This is a genomic window from Umezawaea sp. (assembly GCF_057122925.1).
In genome coordinates this window covers 1-16218 of record NZ_DBNGPQ010000085.1, presented here as the reverse complement: position 1 = coordinate 16218, position 16218 = coordinate 1, and the positions used below count along the sequence as shown (strand labels likewise).

19 protein-coding genes are annotated in these 16218 nt (G+C 72.8%); 13 read left to right on the top strand and 6 right to left on the bottom strand.

Annotated features, from left to right (window positions below):
- Positions 1 to 158: 158 nt before the first annotated feature.
- Together AC156L_RS19210 and AC156L_RS19205 are read right to left on the bottom strand one after the other, a co-directional pair.
- A complete protein-coding gene (locus AC156L_RS19210) occupies positions 159 to 1202 on the bottom strand; it encodes a Gfo/Idh/MocA family protein (RefSeq protein ID WP_330883219.1) in 1044 nt (347 codons plus the stop codon).
- A 36-nt stretch (positions 1203 to 1238) separates the two neighbouring features.
- Complete coding sequence (locus AC156L_RS19205) at positions 1239 to 1415, bottom strand: hypothetical protein (protein WP_330883221.1); 177 nt, start codon at positions 1413 to 1415, stop codon at positions 1239 to 1241.
- A 111-nt stretch (positions 1416 to 1526) separates the two neighbouring features.
- On the opposite strand from AC156L_RS19205, the gene AC156L_RS19200 reads away from it, so the two are divergent.
- A complete protein-coding gene (locus tag AC156L_RS19200) occupies positions 1527 to 3836 on the top strand; it encodes a M20/M25/M40 family metallo-hydrolase (protein WP_330883223.1) in 2310 nt (769 codons plus the stop codon).
- 124 nt (positions 3837 to 3960) lie between these two features.
- Here AC156L_RS19200 and AC156L_RS19195 read toward each other — a convergent pair whose 3' ends face one another.
- Positions 3961 to 4647, bottom strand: coding sequence for an IniB N-terminal domain-containing protein (locus AC156L_RS19195; protein ID WP_330883225.1), 687 nt, complete (start codon positions 4645 to 4647; stop codon positions 3961 to 3963).
- Positions 4648 to 4884: 237 nt separating this feature from the next.
- On the opposite strand from AC156L_RS19195, the gene AC156L_RS19190 reads away from it, so the two are divergent.
- From AC156L_RS19190 to AC156L_RS19150, 9 genes are all read left to right on the top strand, one after another.
- Positions 4885 to 7188: a LuxR C-terminal-related transcriptional regulator gene (locus tag AC156L_RS19190; protein WP_330883228.1), complete on the top strand. Its 2304-nt coding sequence runs from the start codon at positions 4885 to 4887 to the stop codon at positions 7186 to 7188.
- Between the two features lie 126 nt (positions 7189 to 7314).
- Positions 7315 to 7893 (top strand): TetR/AcrR family transcriptional regulator, encoded by a 579-nt coding sequence (locus AC156L_RS19185; protein WP_484407126.1) that lies wholly within the window; start codon positions 7315 to 7317, stop codon positions 7891 to 7893.
- Between the two features lie 183 nt (positions 7894 to 8076).
- Positions 8077 to 8736 carry a TetR/AcrR family transcriptional regulator gene (locus AC156L_RS19180; RefSeq protein ID WP_330883232.1) on the top strand — a complete coding sequence of 220 codons (660 nt, stop codon included), beginning with the start codon at positions 8077 to 8079 and terminating at the stop codon, positions 8734 to 8736.
- 72 nt (positions 8737 to 8808) lie between these two features.
- The gene (locus tag AC156L_RS19175) at positions 8809 to 10077 is read left to right on the top strand and encodes a cytochrome P450 (protein ID WP_330883234.1); all 1269 of its coding nucleotides are present in this window, start codon (positions 8809 to 8811) and stop codon (positions 10075 to 10077) included.
- Positions 10071 to 10778: a TetR/AcrR family transcriptional regulator gene (locus AC156L_RS19170; protein ID WP_414720118.1), complete on the top strand. Its 708-nt coding sequence runs from the start codon at positions 10071 to 10073 to the stop codon at positions 10776 to 10778. Before AC156L_RS19175 ends, AC156L_RS19170 begins: the two co-directional genes overlap by 7 nt.
- A 14-nt stretch (positions 10779 to 10792) precedes the next feature.
- Positions 10793 to 10993 carry a ferredoxin gene (locus tag AC156L_RS19165; RefSeq protein ID WP_330883238.1) on the top strand — a complete coding sequence of 67 codons (201 nt, stop codon included), beginning with the start codon at positions 10793 to 10795 and terminating at the stop codon, positions 10991 to 10993.
- A gap of 97 nt (positions 10994 to 11090) precedes the next feature.
- Positions 11091 to 11372, top strand: a complete 282-nt coding sequence (locus tag AC156L_RS19160) for a hypothetical protein (RefSeq protein ID WP_330883240.1) — start codon at positions 11091 to 11093, stop codon at positions 11370 to 11372.
- Positions 11369 to 12574: a cytochrome P450 gene (locus AC156L_RS19155; RefSeq protein WP_330883242.1), complete on the top strand. Its 1206-nt coding sequence runs from the start codon at positions 11369 to 11371 to the stop codon at positions 12572 to 12574. The genes AC156L_RS19160 and AC156L_RS19155 overlap by 4 nt, the downstream gene beginning before the upstream one ends.
- 779 nt (positions 12575 to 13353) lie before the next feature.
- On the top strand, positions 13354 to 13494 hold the full coding sequence (locus AC156L_RS19150; RefSeq protein WP_330883244.1) for a hypothetical protein: 141 nt from the start codon (positions 13354 to 13356) through the stop codon (positions 13492 to 13494).
- A 31-nt stretch (positions 13495 to 13525) separates the two neighbouring features.
- Here the strand turns inward: AC156L_RS19150 and AC156L_RS19145 are convergent, their stop codons facing one another.
- Entirely contained in the window at positions 13526 to 14089 is a 564-nt protein-coding gene (locus AC156L_RS19145) for an HSP18 transcriptional regulator (RefSeq protein WP_330883246.1), read from the bottom strand.
- A 101-nt stretch (positions 14090 to 14190) separates the two neighbouring features.
- Here AC156L_RS19145 and AC156L_RS19140 point away from each other — a divergent pair, with 101 nt between their 5' ends.
- Both AC156L_RS19140 and AC156L_RS19135 read left to right on the top strand, forming a co-directional pair.
- A complete protein-coding gene (locus AC156L_RS19140) occupies positions 14191 to 14634 on the top strand; it encodes an Hsp20/alpha crystallin family protein (RefSeq protein WP_330883247.1) in 444 nt (147 codons plus the stop codon).
- Positions 14635 to 14729: 95 nt separating this feature from the next.
- Entirely contained in the window at positions 14730 to 15086 is a 357-nt protein-coding gene (locus tag AC156L_RS19135; RefSeq protein WP_330883249.1) for a DUF6292 family protein, read from the top strand.
- 6 nt (positions 15087 to 15092) lie between these two features.
- On the opposite strand, the gene AC156L_RS19130 is transcribed toward AC156L_RS19135, so the two are convergent.
- Entirely contained in the window at positions 15093 to 15530 is a 438-nt protein-coding gene (locus AC156L_RS19130) for a response regulator (RefSeq protein WP_330883260.1), read from the bottom strand.
- 172 nt (positions 15531 to 15702) lie between these two features.
- Between AC156L_RS19130 and AC156L_RS19125 the strand changes: the two genes are divergently transcribed.
- Positions 15703 to 15855: a hypothetical protein gene (locus AC156L_RS19125; protein WP_330883251.1), complete on the top strand. Its 153-nt coding sequence runs from the start codon at positions 15703 to 15705 to the stop codon at positions 15853 to 15855.
- Here the strand turns inward: AC156L_RS19125 and AC156L_RS19120 are convergent.
- The coding region (locus AC156L_RS19120) for an STAS domain-containing protein (RefSeq protein WP_484407124.1) at positions 15852 to 16218 on the bottom strand (367 nt) is incomplete at its 5' end. The two genes, AC156L_RS19125 and AC156L_RS19120, sit on opposite strands and share 4 nt — an antisense overlap.

The window sequence follows — 16218 nt, the reverse complement described above, 5'->3', positions numbered from 1 at the left end:
TGCCTGTTCACGGGGGAGTGGGGAGCCACGCTGCGGCGGTAGGGCCGAGAGAGCGCTCCCATCGAGTTGGACATTTCTACCCCGTGAATCGATCCCGCGCTACGGTCTGACGACCGGTTTTCAGGTCGTAGGACGGCGAACTAGCAGGCCAGGGCGTTTCACCGCCAGGGTTCGACGTCCACCCGGACCGCCGCGCCGCCGTCCGCGGCCTCCTCGACCGCCAGCGCGACGCGGTGGTCGTGGATGCCGTCGGCGAGCGGGTACGGCTCGGGGCCGCCGCCGGAGACCCAGGCCGCCGTGTCCTCCAGGAGGGTCGCGATGGCGATCTCCTCGTCGTTCCACCGCCGCCCCTGGTAGGGGTTGCGGTACAGCACGTCCGAGCCGAACGTGATGTGGTCGGTGTCGAAGCCGTCGAGGTCGAGGTCGTACCCGGTCTGGCGGCGCACGACCTCCGTGCGGACGATCGTGCGGTCGGCGACCAGCCGGACGACCTCCTGGTCGCGCAGCTCGCCCGTCGTGCCGCGGACCAGCAGGCGGCGCATCAGCAACTGGTTGTGCCACTGGTTGTCGGTGAAGTCGTAGAGGCCGAAGCCGCCGTCGTCGAACGCGACGGTGGCGATCGTCGTGGTCGCCTGCTTCACCTCGACCGGGTCCGTCCACCCGGCGCGGGTGATGGGGTCGGCCAGCGGCGCGGTCGTCCGCACGGCCCGCACCTCCGCCGGGCCGCGGCCCGTGCCCAGCAGAGCCCGGATGAGCGAGACCGCGTGGTACTGGTGGGTCGAGGAGACGTCCACCCTGGTCGGGTCGCCGATCGCGCCCGAGCGGACCAGCGCGAGGCGCGCGGCGTGCGCGGGCATCCGGGTGTACTGCTCGGCGACCTGCACCAGCCCGCTCGCGCCGACCCCGTGCCACAGCGCGCGCAGGCCGTCGAGGTCGGGTGCGGGCGGCGTCTCGGCCAGCACGGGGACGCGGCGCTCCACCAGGTCCGCGACCAGCGACGGCGTGACGCCCCACGGCGTGGCCGTGACCATGAAGTCCGGTTTCGCGGCCAGGCACTCGTCCAGCGACGGGAAGACCGGAACCGGCAGCTCCCGCGCCCGGCGCGACACCACGCCGACGCACTCCAGGCCGTCCAGCGCCGCGGCGAGGCGCCAGAAGTACTCGGCGCGCCAGCCGGAACCCACGATCGCGAAGGTCGTCACCCACCCCATCCAACACGACGGCGGGCCCGTGCGGGACTACCGCTCGCGAGCGCGGCGGTTGATCTCCCGAGCGGGCCGGGGGCGGCTCTCGAAGGGCTTCGGCCGGTCGAGGTCCAGCCACACCGCGATCGTCTCGCGCACGAGCCACACGAGGAAGCGCAGGGCCGTCCGCACGGGACGCCGGGGCGGACGCGGCAGGCGGGGGAGCGGCACGGACGCCATTCTGCCCCCGCGCCCGTGCCCGCGAGGCGGAAACGCGGAGTTCCGAACAGGACGCCGAAGTCGGACGGCCACCGGGGGCTCCCGCGTGGGTAGGTTCTGCCGATGACCGCCGAACCGAACGTTCCCAGGGGTGTCCGGCCGTCAGCCGTGGCGGTCGTGCTGGTCGTCGTCCTGGTGGCGCTCGGCGCGCTGTCGCTGCTGGCGTTCCGCCCGCCCGCCGCCGCCCCGGCCGACGTCCCTCCGACGGAGTTCTCGGCCGCGCGGGTGGAGGCCGACCTGCGGGAGATCGCGCAACGGCCGCACCCGTTGGGCACGGCGGACAACGACCGGGTGCGCGAGCACGTCGTGGCCGCCGCCCGCGCGGCCGGGGCGCGGGTGCGGGTCGAGTCCGGCGAGGTCGTGCTGGCCGATCCGGGGAAACCGGTGAGGGTGGCGGTGGCGTGGAACGTGGTCGCGACGGTGCCCGGCACCGATCCGGGGCTCAGCGGCGGGCGGGCGCTGCTGCTGGTGTCGCACCACGACTCCGTGCCGACGGGGCCGGGGGCGGCGGACGACGGGGCCGCGGTCGTGTCGATGCTGGAGGCGATCCGGGTCCTCACGGCGTCCGGCGGGGTGCGCAACGACGTGGTGTTCCTGTTCACCGACGGCGAGGAACTCGGCTCGCTCGGCGCGCGGCTGTTCGTGCGGCAGCACGGGGTCGCCGAGTTCGGCGCGGTGCTGAACTGGGAGGCGCGCGGCAGCCGGGGACCGGTGGTGATGTTCGAGACCAGCACCGCCAACGCGGGCCTGGTCGACGCGTTCGCCGGGGCGAGCAGCAGGCCGATCGCGAACTCGCTGGCCTACGAGGTCTACCTGCGGATGCCGAACTACACCGACTTCACCGTCTTCCGCGACGCGGGCGCCACCGGACTCAACGCGGCGTTCATCGAGGGCCTGCACGACTACCACTCGCCGAACGACGACGTCGGGACGCTGGACCGCGACACCGTGCAGCACCACGGCGAGACCATGACCGGGCTGGTCGCCGCGCTCGGCGAGCGCGACCTGCGGCGGTTGGACAACCGGACCGCCGTCTACTTCGACCTGGTCGGCCGGGTCCTCGTGCACTACCCGGTGTGGGTGGCGCTCGTGCTCGCCGCGGTCTCGGTGGTGGCGCTGGTGCTGCTGGTCGTGGTGGGTGTCCGCCGTGGACGGTTGCGGCCGGTCGGCGCGGCGGCCGTCGCGGGCGCGGCCCTCGGCGCCGTGGTCGGCACGGCCGCGCTGTGCTTCGGGCTCTGGCGGCTGCTCACGCTGGTGCGCCCCGGTCTGGCGGCGCTGCCGCTGTCCGAACCGTACGACCGGGGGTGGTTCATCGCCGCGTTCACGACGGTCGCCGCCGCCGTCCTGCTGCTGGTGGCCCGCCTGGTGCGGCGCTGGAGCCCGGCCGAGGTGCTCGCGGGCGGGCTGCTGCTGGTGGGGGTGTCGCTGGTCGCCGTCGCGGTCGTCGTGCCGGGCGCCACCTACCTGTTCCAGTGGCCGCTGCTCGCCGGGCTGCCCGCGCTGTGGTGGGCGGTTCGGCGCGGCACCGGGAGCCTGCCGCTCGCGGCTCTCGCGCCCGCGGTGGCGGTGGTGCTGTTCGCCCCGGTCGTGTCGACGCTGACGGTCGCGCTGGGGATCAAGCTGGTGGGGGTGGCGATGGCCGTCGCGGTGCTGGCCGGTGTGCTGGTGCTGCCGCTGTTCACCGCCCTGCCCCGGCCGGGGCTCCTCGCGGCGGTGGCCTCGGTGGTCGCGGCGGTGCTGGTCACGACCAGTGCGCTCGTCTCGGGGTTCGACGTTCGCGAACCCCGTCCGGACGGGCTGCTCTACCTGCGCGACGCCACCACCGGCCGGTCGGTGTGGCTGACCGGTGACCCCGAACCCGACGACTGGACCGGCCGGGTCCTGGGCGCCGCACCGGAACGGGTGTCGCTCACCCGCGAGTTCCCGCTGCTGAAGGCCCCCGTGCTGCGCGCCCCCGCCCCGGCGCTCGCCCTGGCCGAGCCGACGGTGACCACGCTCGCCGACACGACCGCCGACGGCGTCCGCACGGTCCGGTTCCGGGTGGACTCGCCCCGGAGGGGCTGGCGGATCCAGGTCTCCCTGCCGAGGGGGGCGGTGCGGGCGTGCGTGGTGGCGGGGCAGCGCGTCGAGTCCGCGGCCCAGAGCGTGCCGGAGAACCTGGTGTTCGAGTTCTACGGCGCGGACGACGGCGCGGAACTCACCTGCGAGGCGTCCGAGGGGGCCGAGGTCCCGGTCGACGTCGCCGACTTCTCCCTCGGGCTCCCCCCGGAGGTCGAGGCGCTCGTCGGTCCACGCCCCGAGGGGACCGTCCTGGTGCCGTCGGGCTACCGGCCGGTCGACTCGGCGGTCGTGCGGAGGGCCGTGCGGATCTGACGCGGACCCGGTCGTCGACGAAGCGGAGCGTCACCCTGCGCGGGGGGCGCGCCGACGCGGGTCGGCGCACGCCGGAGGGGCTGGTCCACCGGGGTGCGGTGGACCAGCCCCTCCGGGCGGTGGGTCAGAACGAGATGTCGTTGCCGCTCAGGACACCGTTGAGGTTGAGGTCGCCGAGGTCGGCCACGTCGGTGATGTCGCCGATGCCCGAGATGTCGCCGATGCCGGAGACGCCGGACGTGATGTCCTCGACGTTGCCGATGTCGGAGACGACGTCGGCGACCTCGACCACGTCGGTGACGTGCAGGGCGCTGTCCGCGACGCCGGTCAGGTCACCGGTGGTGATGTCCTTGACGGTCGAGTCCAGGTCCGTGCTGTCGAGGACGCCGACGCCGGAGGTGATGTCGCCGACGAGGTCCGTGACCTGGCTCTGCGCGCCGATGCCGCCGACACCGCCGAGGTCGCCCACGCTGTCGAGCGCGCCGCCGAGCACGTCGGCGTCGAGGCCCTGGCCCAGGTCGGTCACGGGGGAGAAGTCGCCCGCCAGGTCCTCGACGTGCGACACGACGCCGGAGACGGGGCTGTCCTCCAGCAGGGGGAGGGTGTCGAAGGTGGAGGTCAGGTCGCCGAGGCCCTGCGTGGGGGCGTAGTCGAGGACGAGCGGCAGGATCTCCTGGACGTCCAGCGCGGAGACGTCGCCCAGGCCCGCGGCGCTGAGTGCGGCCTCGGGGGCGGTCTGGAACGCCGAGAGGGCCTGCGAGTCGTTCAGCAGGTGGAGGGCGAAGTCTTGCAGCGTCTCGAACGTGTCCATCTGTGTGAGCTCCTGAGGTGGATCGGTGTTCCTTACGAGACCAAACGGTAGGTCCGTCGTCACCGTGCGCACATCGGGTGACACTCCTAGTCTCGAACGAGTTAACCCGTTAGGGGGATGACTGGGGGAAGCACTAGGGGACGGGGCTATCCCCGTAAACCGACCTCGGGATGAACCCGGTGGTGCCCCCTGTCCGAACCTTGCGACAGCACCCGCACCGAGGAGGAAGCCCGTCGCATGACCCAGTCCGCTCTCGTGTTCGCCCCCGCCGTCGCCGACGCACTCGACCGGGCCGCCAAGGCCAGGCACGTGGTGGTCGCCGGTCCCTCCGGGACGGGGAAGACAGCGCTGCTGTCCACGCTGGACAGGAGAGCGGTCGACAACGCCCAGACGCTGTCGGACGCCGCGATCGAGGCCCTCGTCGCCGACGTGGAGGCCGGTGCCGACCTCGCCGTCGCCCACCGGCCGACCCGCAACCCCCGGCTGCCCGTCCTGCTGGCCGCGCTCTCGCCCTCCGTCGTCCGGGTCCGGCTCGACCCGTGGGGGCGGGACCAGATCGGCGACTTCCTGCGGGAGCGCACCGGGCGCCAGCCCTCGGCAGGCCAGCCGCACGCGCTGCACCAGCGCACCGGGGGCGTGCCCGCGTTCGTGGAGGCCGCGCTCTCGACCGACCCCGTCGGCGCGCTGGCCCCGGCGCTCGACGAACTGGGCGCCGACGTCCGCACCCTGCTGCTCGCCGTGGTGCTCGGCGCGCCGCTGGACCTGGACCTGCTGGCCGAAGCGCTGCGGACCACCCCCGACGCCGTGCAGGCCGTGGCCGACGCGGCCCGCGCCGCCAGCGTGATCGGCACCGACGGGGGCGTCCCGCCGATCGTGGCGCACGCCGTGCGCGTCCTCACGCCGATGGAGGAACGGGTCGGGCTGGCGCGCACCCTGCTGCGGCTCCAGCAGGAGCGCAAGCAGTCGATCCGCGCGCTCGCGACGTCGCTGCTGGAGCTGCCCGGCGCCGTGGCCGACCAGTCGGGGGCCTACGTCGCCGCCGCCCAGGACTCCCTGCGCGACGACCCGGCGCTCGCCGTGCGGTTCCTCACCGCCGCCGTCGACCTCGGCGGCTCGGCCGTCGACCTGGCGCCGCTGACGGCCGAGGCGCACGCGCTGGCGGGCGACCCGGACGCCGCGCTGAGGACGGCCGACCTGGCCGCAGGCTCCGGGGACGAGCGGGTGCGCGCCGCGGGCGCCGTGGTCGCGGCGATCGTGCTCGCCCAGCGCGGTGAACTGGCCCGCGGCGCCGAGGTGCTGCCCACCGCCACCGCCACCGACCCGCGGGCGGTGGACCTCGCCGCCATCGCCCACGTGGCCACCGGGCGGTGGCGGCGCGCCGCCGACCTGCTCGACGGCACCCCGGCGGCGCCGACGCTCGCCGCGGGCCTCACCCGCCGCATGGCGCGGGGGCTGCTGACCAGTGTGGACAGCGCACCCGCGACCGCGCTGTCCACACTGGTCTCGGCCGCGTCGGTCGCCGACTCGCTGGGCGCGCCGCACCTGCTGCCGGACAGCCCGACCGCCCTCGCCGCGCACGTGTGCCTGCACCTCGCGGAACTCCCGCTCGCCGCGACGCTGCTCGGCGGAGCGGACAAGCACGGCGTGTTCGGCGTCCGCCACCAGGTCCTGTTCGCCTGCACCGCGCTGCTGGGCGGCGACCTGGCCACCGCGGCCCAGCGGCTGGCGCCGCTCAAGGCGCTGCGCGGCCTGGAACCCAGGGACGCGCTCCTCACGGCCGCCGTCGACCTCGGACTGGCCCGCCGCCGCAGCGACCCCCGCGCGCTGGAGGCGGGCTGGGAGAACGCCTACCACGCGCTCCTGGTGCAGCCGGTGGACCTGTTCACCCTGCTGCCGCTGGGCGAACTCGTCGCCGCGGCGGCCAGGCTCGGTCGCGCCCACCAGGTGGCGGGCCACCTCGACCTCGCGTGGGACCTGCTGGAACGGTCGGGCCACCCGCCCGCCTGGTCGGTGATGCTGCGCTGGTGGGCCGTGCACGCCGACCTGATCGGCGGCGACACCGCGGCGGCCCGGCTCCAGGTCGACGCGCTGGCCCGGCACCGCGAGCACACGCCGGCGGGCCGCGTGCTCGCCGACGCGGCCGAGTGCTGGCTGGCCGTCAGCACCGGTGCGGTGGAGCCCGACGAGGTCGAGCGCACGGCCACCGCCCTGCACGGCCACGGCCTGCACTGGGACGCCTCCCGCCTGGCGGGCCAGGCGGCCATCCGCACCACCGACCGGGCCACCATCACCAGGCTGCTGGAACTCGCGCGCAGGCTCAGCGCGGTGTCGTCCGAGCACGAGTCCGAGACGGGGGTGCTCAGCGAGCGCGAGCAGGAGGTGGCCGCGCTGGTGCTGGAGGGCCTGACGTACAAGCAGATCGGCGACCGGCTGTTCATCTCCGGCAAGACCGTCGAGCACCACGTCACCAGGATGCGGCAGAAGCTCGGCTGCCAGAGCCGCCGCGAACTCCTCGTCGCGCTGGGGGAGCTGCTGGGCTGAGGGGAGCGGTCGGCGGCGCGATCGGCCCGCACCCGGTGCGGTACCGCACCGGGTGCTCCTCCGTGGTTGGGTTGTCCGGCTCCGCTCCGGTGGCGGGGCGGGTCGAGTGGCGGGAGGAGCGGCGCGGTGGACGACGGCGACGAGGGCACGGGCAAACCCAAGCGGGCGGACGCCCGGCGCAACGAGGGAACCCTGCTCGACGCGGCCGCCGCCGTCTTCGTCGAGTCGGGGGTGGAGGCGCCGGTCCGCGACATCGCCGCCAGGGCCGGTGTCGGCATGGGCACGATCTACCGCCACTTCCCCACCAGGGCGGACCTCATCATCGCCGTGTACCGGCACCAGGTCGAGGACTGCGCCGACGCGGGCCCCGCCCTGCTGGAGAGCAGTGCGAGCCCGCACGTCGCGCTGGCGCGGTGGATCGACCTCTTCGTCGACTTCCTGGTCACCAAGCACGGGCTCGCCGCCGTGCTGCGGTCGGACAACGCGGGCTTCGACGCGCTGCACAGCTACTTCCTCGACCGCCTCCTGCCCGTCTGCGCGCGGTTGCTCGACGCCGCCGTCTCGTCCGGTGAGATCCGCTCCGACCTGGATGCCTACCAGCTCATGCGCGGTGTCGGGAACCTCTGCATCGGCGCCGAGCAGGACGACCGCTACGACGCGCGCGGCCTGGTGGGGGTCCTCGTCGCGGGCCTGCGCGTCGGCTGAGCGGTCGCGCGACCCGCACCGATCTAAATCAGTCGCTTGACTTAGAATAGTCGGTCGGCTTCACTGTGCCCGATCTGTCCGAATGGGACGGTGACCTCGCCCCGCGGGCGCTCGGCGGTCCGGGCGTCCCGCTTGTCCGAACTGTCGGTCGACGGTGTCCGACGTGCCTGTACGGTGGTGATCGTGGTGACGGACGTCAGCAGAACGCCGCGGGCGGAGCAGGTCGGCGCCACGCGCGAGCAGATCCTCCGCACCGCCGAGCGGCTGTTCGCCGAGCAGGGTCTCTACGCCGTGTCCAACCGGCAGATCAGCGCCGCCGCGGGCCAGGGCAACAACGCGGCCGTCGGCTACCACTTCGGCACCAAGGTGGACCTGGTGCGCGCCATCGTCCGCAGGCACGCGTCGAGGGTGGAATCGCTGCGCCTGGAGATGGTGTCGCGGATCCGCGGGTCCGACGACATCCGGGACTGGGTGGCCTGCCTCGTGCACCCGACCGCCAGCCACCTCGCCGCGCTGGGCGACCCCACCTGGTACGCCAGGTTCAGCGCGCAGGTCATGACGGACCCGGCGTTCCGGGCGATCATGTCCGAGGAGGCGCTCGCGACGCCCTCGCTTCGGCAGGTCGTCGAAGGGCTCGACCGCCGCCTCCCGGACCTGCCCGCCGAGGTGCGCGCCGAGCGCGGCGACATGACCCGGCACCTGATGGTCCACGGTTTCGCCGAGCGGGAGCGGTCCCTCGCCGAGGGCATCGCCACGCCGAGGGCCACCTGGCACGACGCGGCGGACGGGCTCGTCGACGCGGTCGTCGGGCTGTGGCTCGCGCCCGTCACGCCCCGCGCCTGATCCACTTCTCCCCGTGCTCGACCGGTGGGCGCCGAGGTGGGAAGCATGCTTAAGTCAGTCGCTTGACTCAAAATGGGGAACCCGGTTAGCTGGGCGTCGACCGAGATCATCGTGGAGGAGGTCGACGTGGCACCCGGTGAGGCAGATCAGGTCATCGACTACCCGATCCCGTCGCCGACGGCGCTGGAGCCGCCGCCGGAGTGGGCGCGACTGCGCAGGAGCTGCCCGGTCGCCGACGTCAGGCTGCCCAGCGGCGACGGCGCCTCGCTGCTGACGCGCTACGACGACGTGAAGCAGGTCCTGGCCGACCCGCGCTTCCGCAGGCGGCTCGACGCCGACGACGCGGCCCGCGTGTCCGACACCGAGTCCGGCGGCGTGTTCAACGGGTCGATGGCGAAGGCGCTGCCCGAGGAGACGCACCAGCTCTGGCGGCGGATGGTGGGCCGGTGGTTCACCGCCAAGCGCATGTCCGCGCTGCGGCCGGGGATCGAGGCGATGGCCGACCAGCTGGTCGACGAGATGGTCGCGGCCGGAGCGCCCGCCGACCTGAAGGCGGCACTGGGCTTCCCGCTGCCGGTGTGGGTCATCTGCGAGATGCTCGGCGTGCCCGCGAGCGACCGCGACCGCTTCGCCCACTGGTCCGACACCCTGCTGAGCCTGACCCGGTACACGCAGGAGGAGGTCGACGCCGCGCAGGCCGACTTCGCCGCCTACACGTCGGCCCACATCGCGACCAAGCGGGAGGATCCGGGCGACGACCTGGTCAGCGAGCTGATCACCGCCGCGGCGGGGGCGGGCCACGTCATGCCGGACGACGCGCTGCTGGCGACCGCGCAGGGCCTGCTGGTCGCGGGTCACGAGACGACCGCGAACATGATCGGCAAGATGGTCGGGATGCTGCTGGCCGACCGGAGCCGCTGGGAACGGCTGCTCGCGGACCGGACGCTGGTGCGGTCCGCCGTGGAGGAGGTCCTGCGCCTGGACGCGAACCCCGGCTTCGGCATCCCGCGCTACATCACCGAGGACGCGGAGGTCGGCGAGGTCGTGGTCCCGCGCGGCACCACCGTGGTGTGCAACCTGGCCGCCGCCAACCGCGACGAGGAGGCGTTCGACGGCGCCGACGAGATGCGCCTGGACCGCAGCCCCAACGCGCACCTGGCGTTCGGCTTCGGCGCGCACTCCTGCCTCGGGCAGTCGCTGGCGCGCACCGAACTCCAGGCCGTGCTCGACGTGCTGCTGCGCAGGCTGCCCGGTCTCGACCTCGCCGTCGCGGTCGACGAGCTGGAGCGCGTGGACGGTCTCGTCGTGGGCGGGCTGGCCGAAGTGCCGGTGCGCTGGTGACGTCGGGCGGTCGCACCGAGCGGGCGGTCGGGACGCGTGAGCTGATCCTGGTCGCCGCCGAGCGGCTGTTCGCCGAGCACGGGGTGTTCGCCGTGTCGAACCGCCAGGTCGGGGAGGCGGCGGGGCAGGGCAACAACTTCGCCGTCGGCTACCACTTCGGCGCCAAGGCCGAGCTGGTGCGCGCGATCGTGCGCCGCCACGCCGAACCGGTGGAGGAGGCGCGGTCGTGCATGCTCGCCGGGATCGGCCGCGGCGCCGCCGTGCGCGACTGGGTGGCGTGCCTGATCCGGCCGTTCACCGGGCACCTGGCCGACCTCGGCGTCCCCACCTGGTACGCCCGGTTCGGCGCGCAGGTGATGACCGACCCCGGCCTGCGGCAGATCATCGTCGACGAGGCGCTCGCCACCGAGCCGATCCAGCGGGTGCTGGACGGGCTCAACCGGTGCCTGCCCGCGCTGCCGCTCGCGGTGCACGTCGAGCGCAGCGCGATGGCCCGCACCCTGATGACGCACACGTGCGCCGAGCGGGAGCGGGCGCTCGCCGAGGGGACCCCCACCTCCAGGTCCAGTTGGGAGGACACGGCCGCCGGCCTGGTCGACGCGATCACCGGGCTGTGGCTGGCACCGGTCACCGCGACCGGCGCGCGACCCGGAAGAACCACCCAGGAGGCGGGCGCCGGGTCCCCGGACGCCCGCCGGTGAAGGAGCGACAACCGATGAAGGTCTCCGTGGACGAGGACAGGTGCTGCGGCGCGGGCTCGTGCGTGCTGGTCGCGCCCGACGTCTTCGACCAGCGCGACGAGGACGGTGTCGTGGTGCTGCTGGACGACCGGCCCGGCGAGCACCTGCACGACGCCGTCCGCGAGGCCGCGGGCGTGTGCCCCGCGGCGGCGATCACGCTGGACGGGACGGCGTGACCACACCCTCCGGGGTCGTGGTCGTCGGGGCGTCCGCCGCCGGTCTCGTCACGGCGGAGGCGTTGCGGCGCGGGGTTGTCTCGGTTCGCTGACGCTGGTGGGCGACGAGGTCCACCCGCCGCACGACCGGCCGCCGTCGTCGTTGTTGTCGTCGTTGTCGTTGTCGTCGTCGTCGGAGCGGGTGCCCGCCGGGACGTGGACGCCCGCGCGGGCCCACCCGCGCACGGCCGGGGTGCCGGAGGTGCTCGACGCGCGGTTCGCCCTCGGCGACCCGGTCGGGGTCCTGGGCTGGAACACGCCCACGCAGGCCCGACGGCTCCGCCTGCACCACCCAGCGCCGCGTCCCGTCGCGGCACCGATCCCGGAAGGACGACCATGACCACCACGCTGGACCCCGCGGGGGTCCCGGAGTACCCGATGCCCAGGGCGCGGGGCTGCCCGTTCGACCCGCCGCCGGAGCTGCGCGCGCTCCAGGAGGAGGCCCCGCTGACCCGCGTGCGCCTGTGGGACGGCAGCACGCCGTGGCTCGTGACCCGCTACGCCGACCAGCGCACCGTGCTCGGCGACCCCAGGGTCAGCGCCGACATGACCCACCCGACCTACCCGCGCCAGGCGCCGGGCAACGCCACGCTGAGCTTCATCGGCATGGACGACCCCGAGCACTCGCGGCTGCGGCGCATGGTCGGCTCCACGTTCACGGTGAAGCGCGTCGAGGCCATGAGGCCCGCCGTGCAGAAGATCGTGGACGACGCCGTGGACGCCCTGCTCGCCGGGGACAAGCCGGTGGACCTGGTCGAGGCGTTCGCCCTGCCCGTGCCGTCGCTGGTGATCTGCGACCTGCTCGACGTCCCGTACGCCGACCACGACTTCTTCCAGGGCAACAGCAAGACCATGATCAACCGCAACTCCACGCCGGACCAGCGCGCGGCCGCGTCCGGCGCGCTCGCCGAGTACCTGGGCCGCCTGGTGGCCGAGAAGATCGAGAACCCCGGCGGCGACCTGCTGTCGAGGCTGGGGCAGAAGGTCCGGGCGGGTGAGCTGACCCACCGCGGCGCCACCGAGATGGCCGTGCTGCTCCTCATCGCGGGCCACGAGACCACCGCCAACATGATCGCGCTCAGCACGCTGGCCCTGCTGCGCGACCCGGAACAGCTGGCGCTGCTGCGCGACACCGACGACCCGGACATCGCGGTGACGGCGACCGACGAACTCCTGCGCTACCTCAACATCACCCACGGCGGCAGGCGCCGCGTGGCCCTGGAGGACATCGAGGTCGCCGGACAACTGGTGAAGGCGGGAGAAGGCCTGGTGCTCCCGAACGACATCGCCAACCGCGACCCGGACGTCTTCACCGACCCGGACACGATCGACCTCACCCGCGAAGCCCGCCACCACCTCGCGTTCGGGTTCGGCGTGCACCAGTGCCTCGGCCAACCACTGGCCAGGCTCGAACTCCAGACCGTCTACCGCACCCTCTACCGCCGCATCCCGGAACTGAGGCTGGCGGCCGACTTCGACGACATCCCGTTCAAGCACGACGGCTTCGTCTACGGCGTCTACTCGCTGCCGGTCACCTGGTAGCGCTACGGCACAAGGGGCACCTGGTAGCGCTACGGCACAAGCAGGACAGGGCCTTCCCTGAACCGCGGCCGATTTGCTCGGGGATTGCCCCTTATTGTTTGATCGGGCAGGCCACCGCCTCTGCTCGCAAGCCCGGTCGAGGGGCAGATCCAGGGGGCCCCGAGTCTTGTCGGTCACCTCCGCTGGGAGTTGCGGTGGGGTTTCGCTGGGGGCGCTGGGATCGCACTGTTGGAAGTCGTGGTTCGTGAGACCCCTCCACCACCCCGCTCGCGCGATTGTCTCGTACAGCTTCCGACGTTTGTCAAGGCGGGAAAGATGCCTTGACAAACGTCGGAAGCTGTGAGGGCGCTGGGGAGCGGGGCGGCGGAGGGGGCCGGTGGGGGCGGTTGGGGGGTCTGGTTGGGTAGAGGGCTGGGTTCTGTTGGCCCCGTTGACATTGGTGGGTCCGGTTTGGTGGTCCCGTTGACGGTGGTGGGTCCGGTTTGGTGGTCCCGTTGACGGTGGTGGGTTGGTTTGGTGGTCCCCGTTGGCAGTGGTGGGTCTTGTTTGCTGGTCCTCCTTGGTGGTGGGTTCGGTTGGTGGTCCTCCTTGGCGGGGTGGGGCGTCGGCTGTCGTGAGTTCTGTGGATACCGCTGGTGGGGTGTGAATTCGCCGGATTCGGGGTGTGACGGCTTCATGTCGGTCCGTGTTACGGCGTAACTACCGGGCTGCTGTTCCGGTCAGCAGACTTCAGGTCACGGCCACGGCGACCGTCCGTGTGAAACCCTTGGGGAGACACCATGAGCACCACCGCCACCGCTCTCGTCGACGATGTTGACCTGGAGATCCTGGAGTTCGATCGGCCCGTGGTCCAGCAGTTCGAGTTTCTGGGGTTCAGCGTTCATTGCAGTGCTGGAGCGCTTCGTTCTGCCAATCCCTGACGTGCGACCCGGTGCCGCCAACGGCGTCGGTTCACCGGGGGCCGCGTTCCTCCCGCTGGGTTTGCGTGTCGCGGCGGACTCGGTCCGTGTGCTCACCGATCAGGCCGATCCGGTCCGCCAGGTCGGGGTGGGTGGTGCGCAGGTGGTCGTGCGCGCCCGCCAGCGGGCTGAGGAGCGCTGCCGCGTCGTTCTCGCCCAGTGCCCTGTGCACGGACGGGTCCAGGTCGCCGATCTGGCCTGCGAGGCTGCGGAGCACGGCTGAGTTCGCCCTGGCCCACTGGGAGACCGCGCGGTCTCCCGCTCTGCGGTCCCGTTCCGCCCGCACGCGTTCCTCGCCCGTGGATTCGCCGATGTCGGAGGTGCGCAGTCTCAGGTAGCGGCGTTCCGCCGCCTGGCGGCTGGCGACGCCCAGCGCGGGTGCCAGGTCGGCCCAGCTCGCGCCGTGGTCGCGAGCCGTGGCGATCAGCCTCGGTTCCCAGTCGGCCAGTTCGGCTCGCAGTTCGCGGAGGAGTTCCAGTGCGCTCAACGCCTGTGCCGCGCTCAGGTCGGGTGTGGAGGCGGCGGCGCGGAGGGTCTCGTAGTCACCGATCGGCATTTGTCATCCTTTCGACGACATGGGGGTTGTCATCACTTGGATGACATGTTACAACAGAAGTGCGCGTTGACAGGAGTCGAGAACGTACGAGGAGGTGCCGGATGTTGATGCGCACTGACCCGTTCCGGGAGCTGGACCGGCTGGCGCAGCAGGTGTTCACCGGGCCGGGTACGTGGTCGCGGCCCACGGCGATGCCGATGGACGCCTACCGGACGGGCGACGAGTTCGTGGTGGCGTTCGACCTGCCGGGTGTGGCGGCGGACGCGATCGAGTTGGACGTCGAGCGCAACGTGCTGACGGTCAAGGCGGAGCGCAGGCCCGCGATCGGCAAGGAGGACGTGGAGATGCAGGTCGCCGAGCGGCCGCTGGGCGTGTTCTCCCGTCAACTGTTCCTCGGCGACACCCTCGACGCCGAGCGCATCACGGCCGACTACGACGCCGGTGTCCTCACGCTCCGGATCCCGGTGCAGGAGAAGGCGAAGCCGCGCAAGATCTCGATCACGAGCAGCGGTGGCGCCGAGGAGGTCAAGCAGATCGACGCTTGACCGGGGAGCTGTGCCGCGCGGGGTCCGGTGTGCCGGACCCCTGTCGTGGCGCGTGAACCGGTCGCACGTTCATTCCGTGAAGGACGGTGGTGTCGGTGGACGTCTACTTCGACGACGGCTCGGTTCGCGGACTGCGCGACTACGTGAGGCGCGTGGGTCGGGCGTTGGGGCTGAGCGGTGAGTGCTCGTGCGTCGAGGTGGACCGGCCCCTGGGGGCCTACCTGGCGCTGGACGGCAGGGTCCCGAGCTTCCCGAACTGGGACGTCGCCCTGCTGTGGCGCGAGGACGAGGGGTGGGCGGTCGCGGTCGAACCCGACGGCGTGGAGGAGCCGGTCGTGCTGGCGCGGATGGGCGGGGACCCGGTGCCGTCGCCGCACGAGGTGGCGCGGTGGGCACAGGACTTCCTGGGCGACGGGCACGTGCCGAGCGGGCACCTGCCCGCGCTCGTGTGAGGCCGCTCAGCCGGTCGACCGCACCACCGCGACGAAGAAGTCGTCGAACTCGCGGACGGTGCCGGTGAACGCCTGGAAGTCGATCGGCTTGGTCACGTAGGCGTCGGCGCGCGGGAGGTGGCCGCGCAGCGCGTCGCCCTCGGCGTCGGAGGTCGTCAGCACGACCACGGGGATGGTGCGCAGGCCGTCGTCCGACTTGACCTGCGCGAGCACCTCGTGGCCGTCCATCCTGGGCAGGCCGAGGTCCAGCAGGATCAGGTCCGGGCGCGGGGCGTCGGTGTGCTCGCCGGTGCGCCGCAGGAACGCCATCGCCTCGACGCCGTCGCGCACCACGTGCAGCGGGTTGGCCACCCGGTGGTGCTCGAAGGCCTCCTGCGTCATGAAGGCGTCCTCCAGGTCGTCCTCCACGAGCAGGACGGTGACCACCTTCGCGCTGGTCTCGATCAACGGCCGGTCCGTTCGAACGGGTGCGGGACCCGAAAATTCTGCCACGTCGCTCCACAGAGGAGGAACAGGGGATTTGAAGATATTTCAAATCCGAGGTGTTCCGGAGGCCTGTGCGGGGTAGTCCCCAGTCGACCGTGCCGAGGGGCACACCGGAAGCAGGGGAGCGGACATGCCTTGGGTTGACCGACACCGACGCCGTCTGCCGGGCAGTTGGTTCCGCACGACCACCGTGCAGGCGCACCACCGCCGCAAGCCGGGTTTCCACTGGATGGTGCTGGCCATCGTGCTGGCCGTGGTCCTCCTGCTGGTCATCATCTTCTAGCGCTCCGGCGCGACGGTCCTGACCACCAGGTCCCGACCGGTCGAGACCCCGCTGAGCCCGGACAGCTCCAGGATCCGGGCGGGCGTGGACCCCTCCCCGGCCAGCACGGTCAGGGACCGGCCGTTGCGCGAGGCCGCGGTCGCGGCCTCCAGGAGCAGCGCGATCCCGGAACTGCTCAGGTAGCTCAGACCGGTGAGGTCGACGTCGGTGCGGGGCTGGTCGGCGCCGTCGATCCGGTGGAGCACCGCGGCCCGCAGGTCGTCCACGGTGAAGGGTTTGGCGAGGGAGGCGTCGGCGCCGAGGTCGCGGGCGTCGGCCAGGGGCTCCCCCGCCTCCAGGCCGGTCCCGCCCCCCGACATGGCG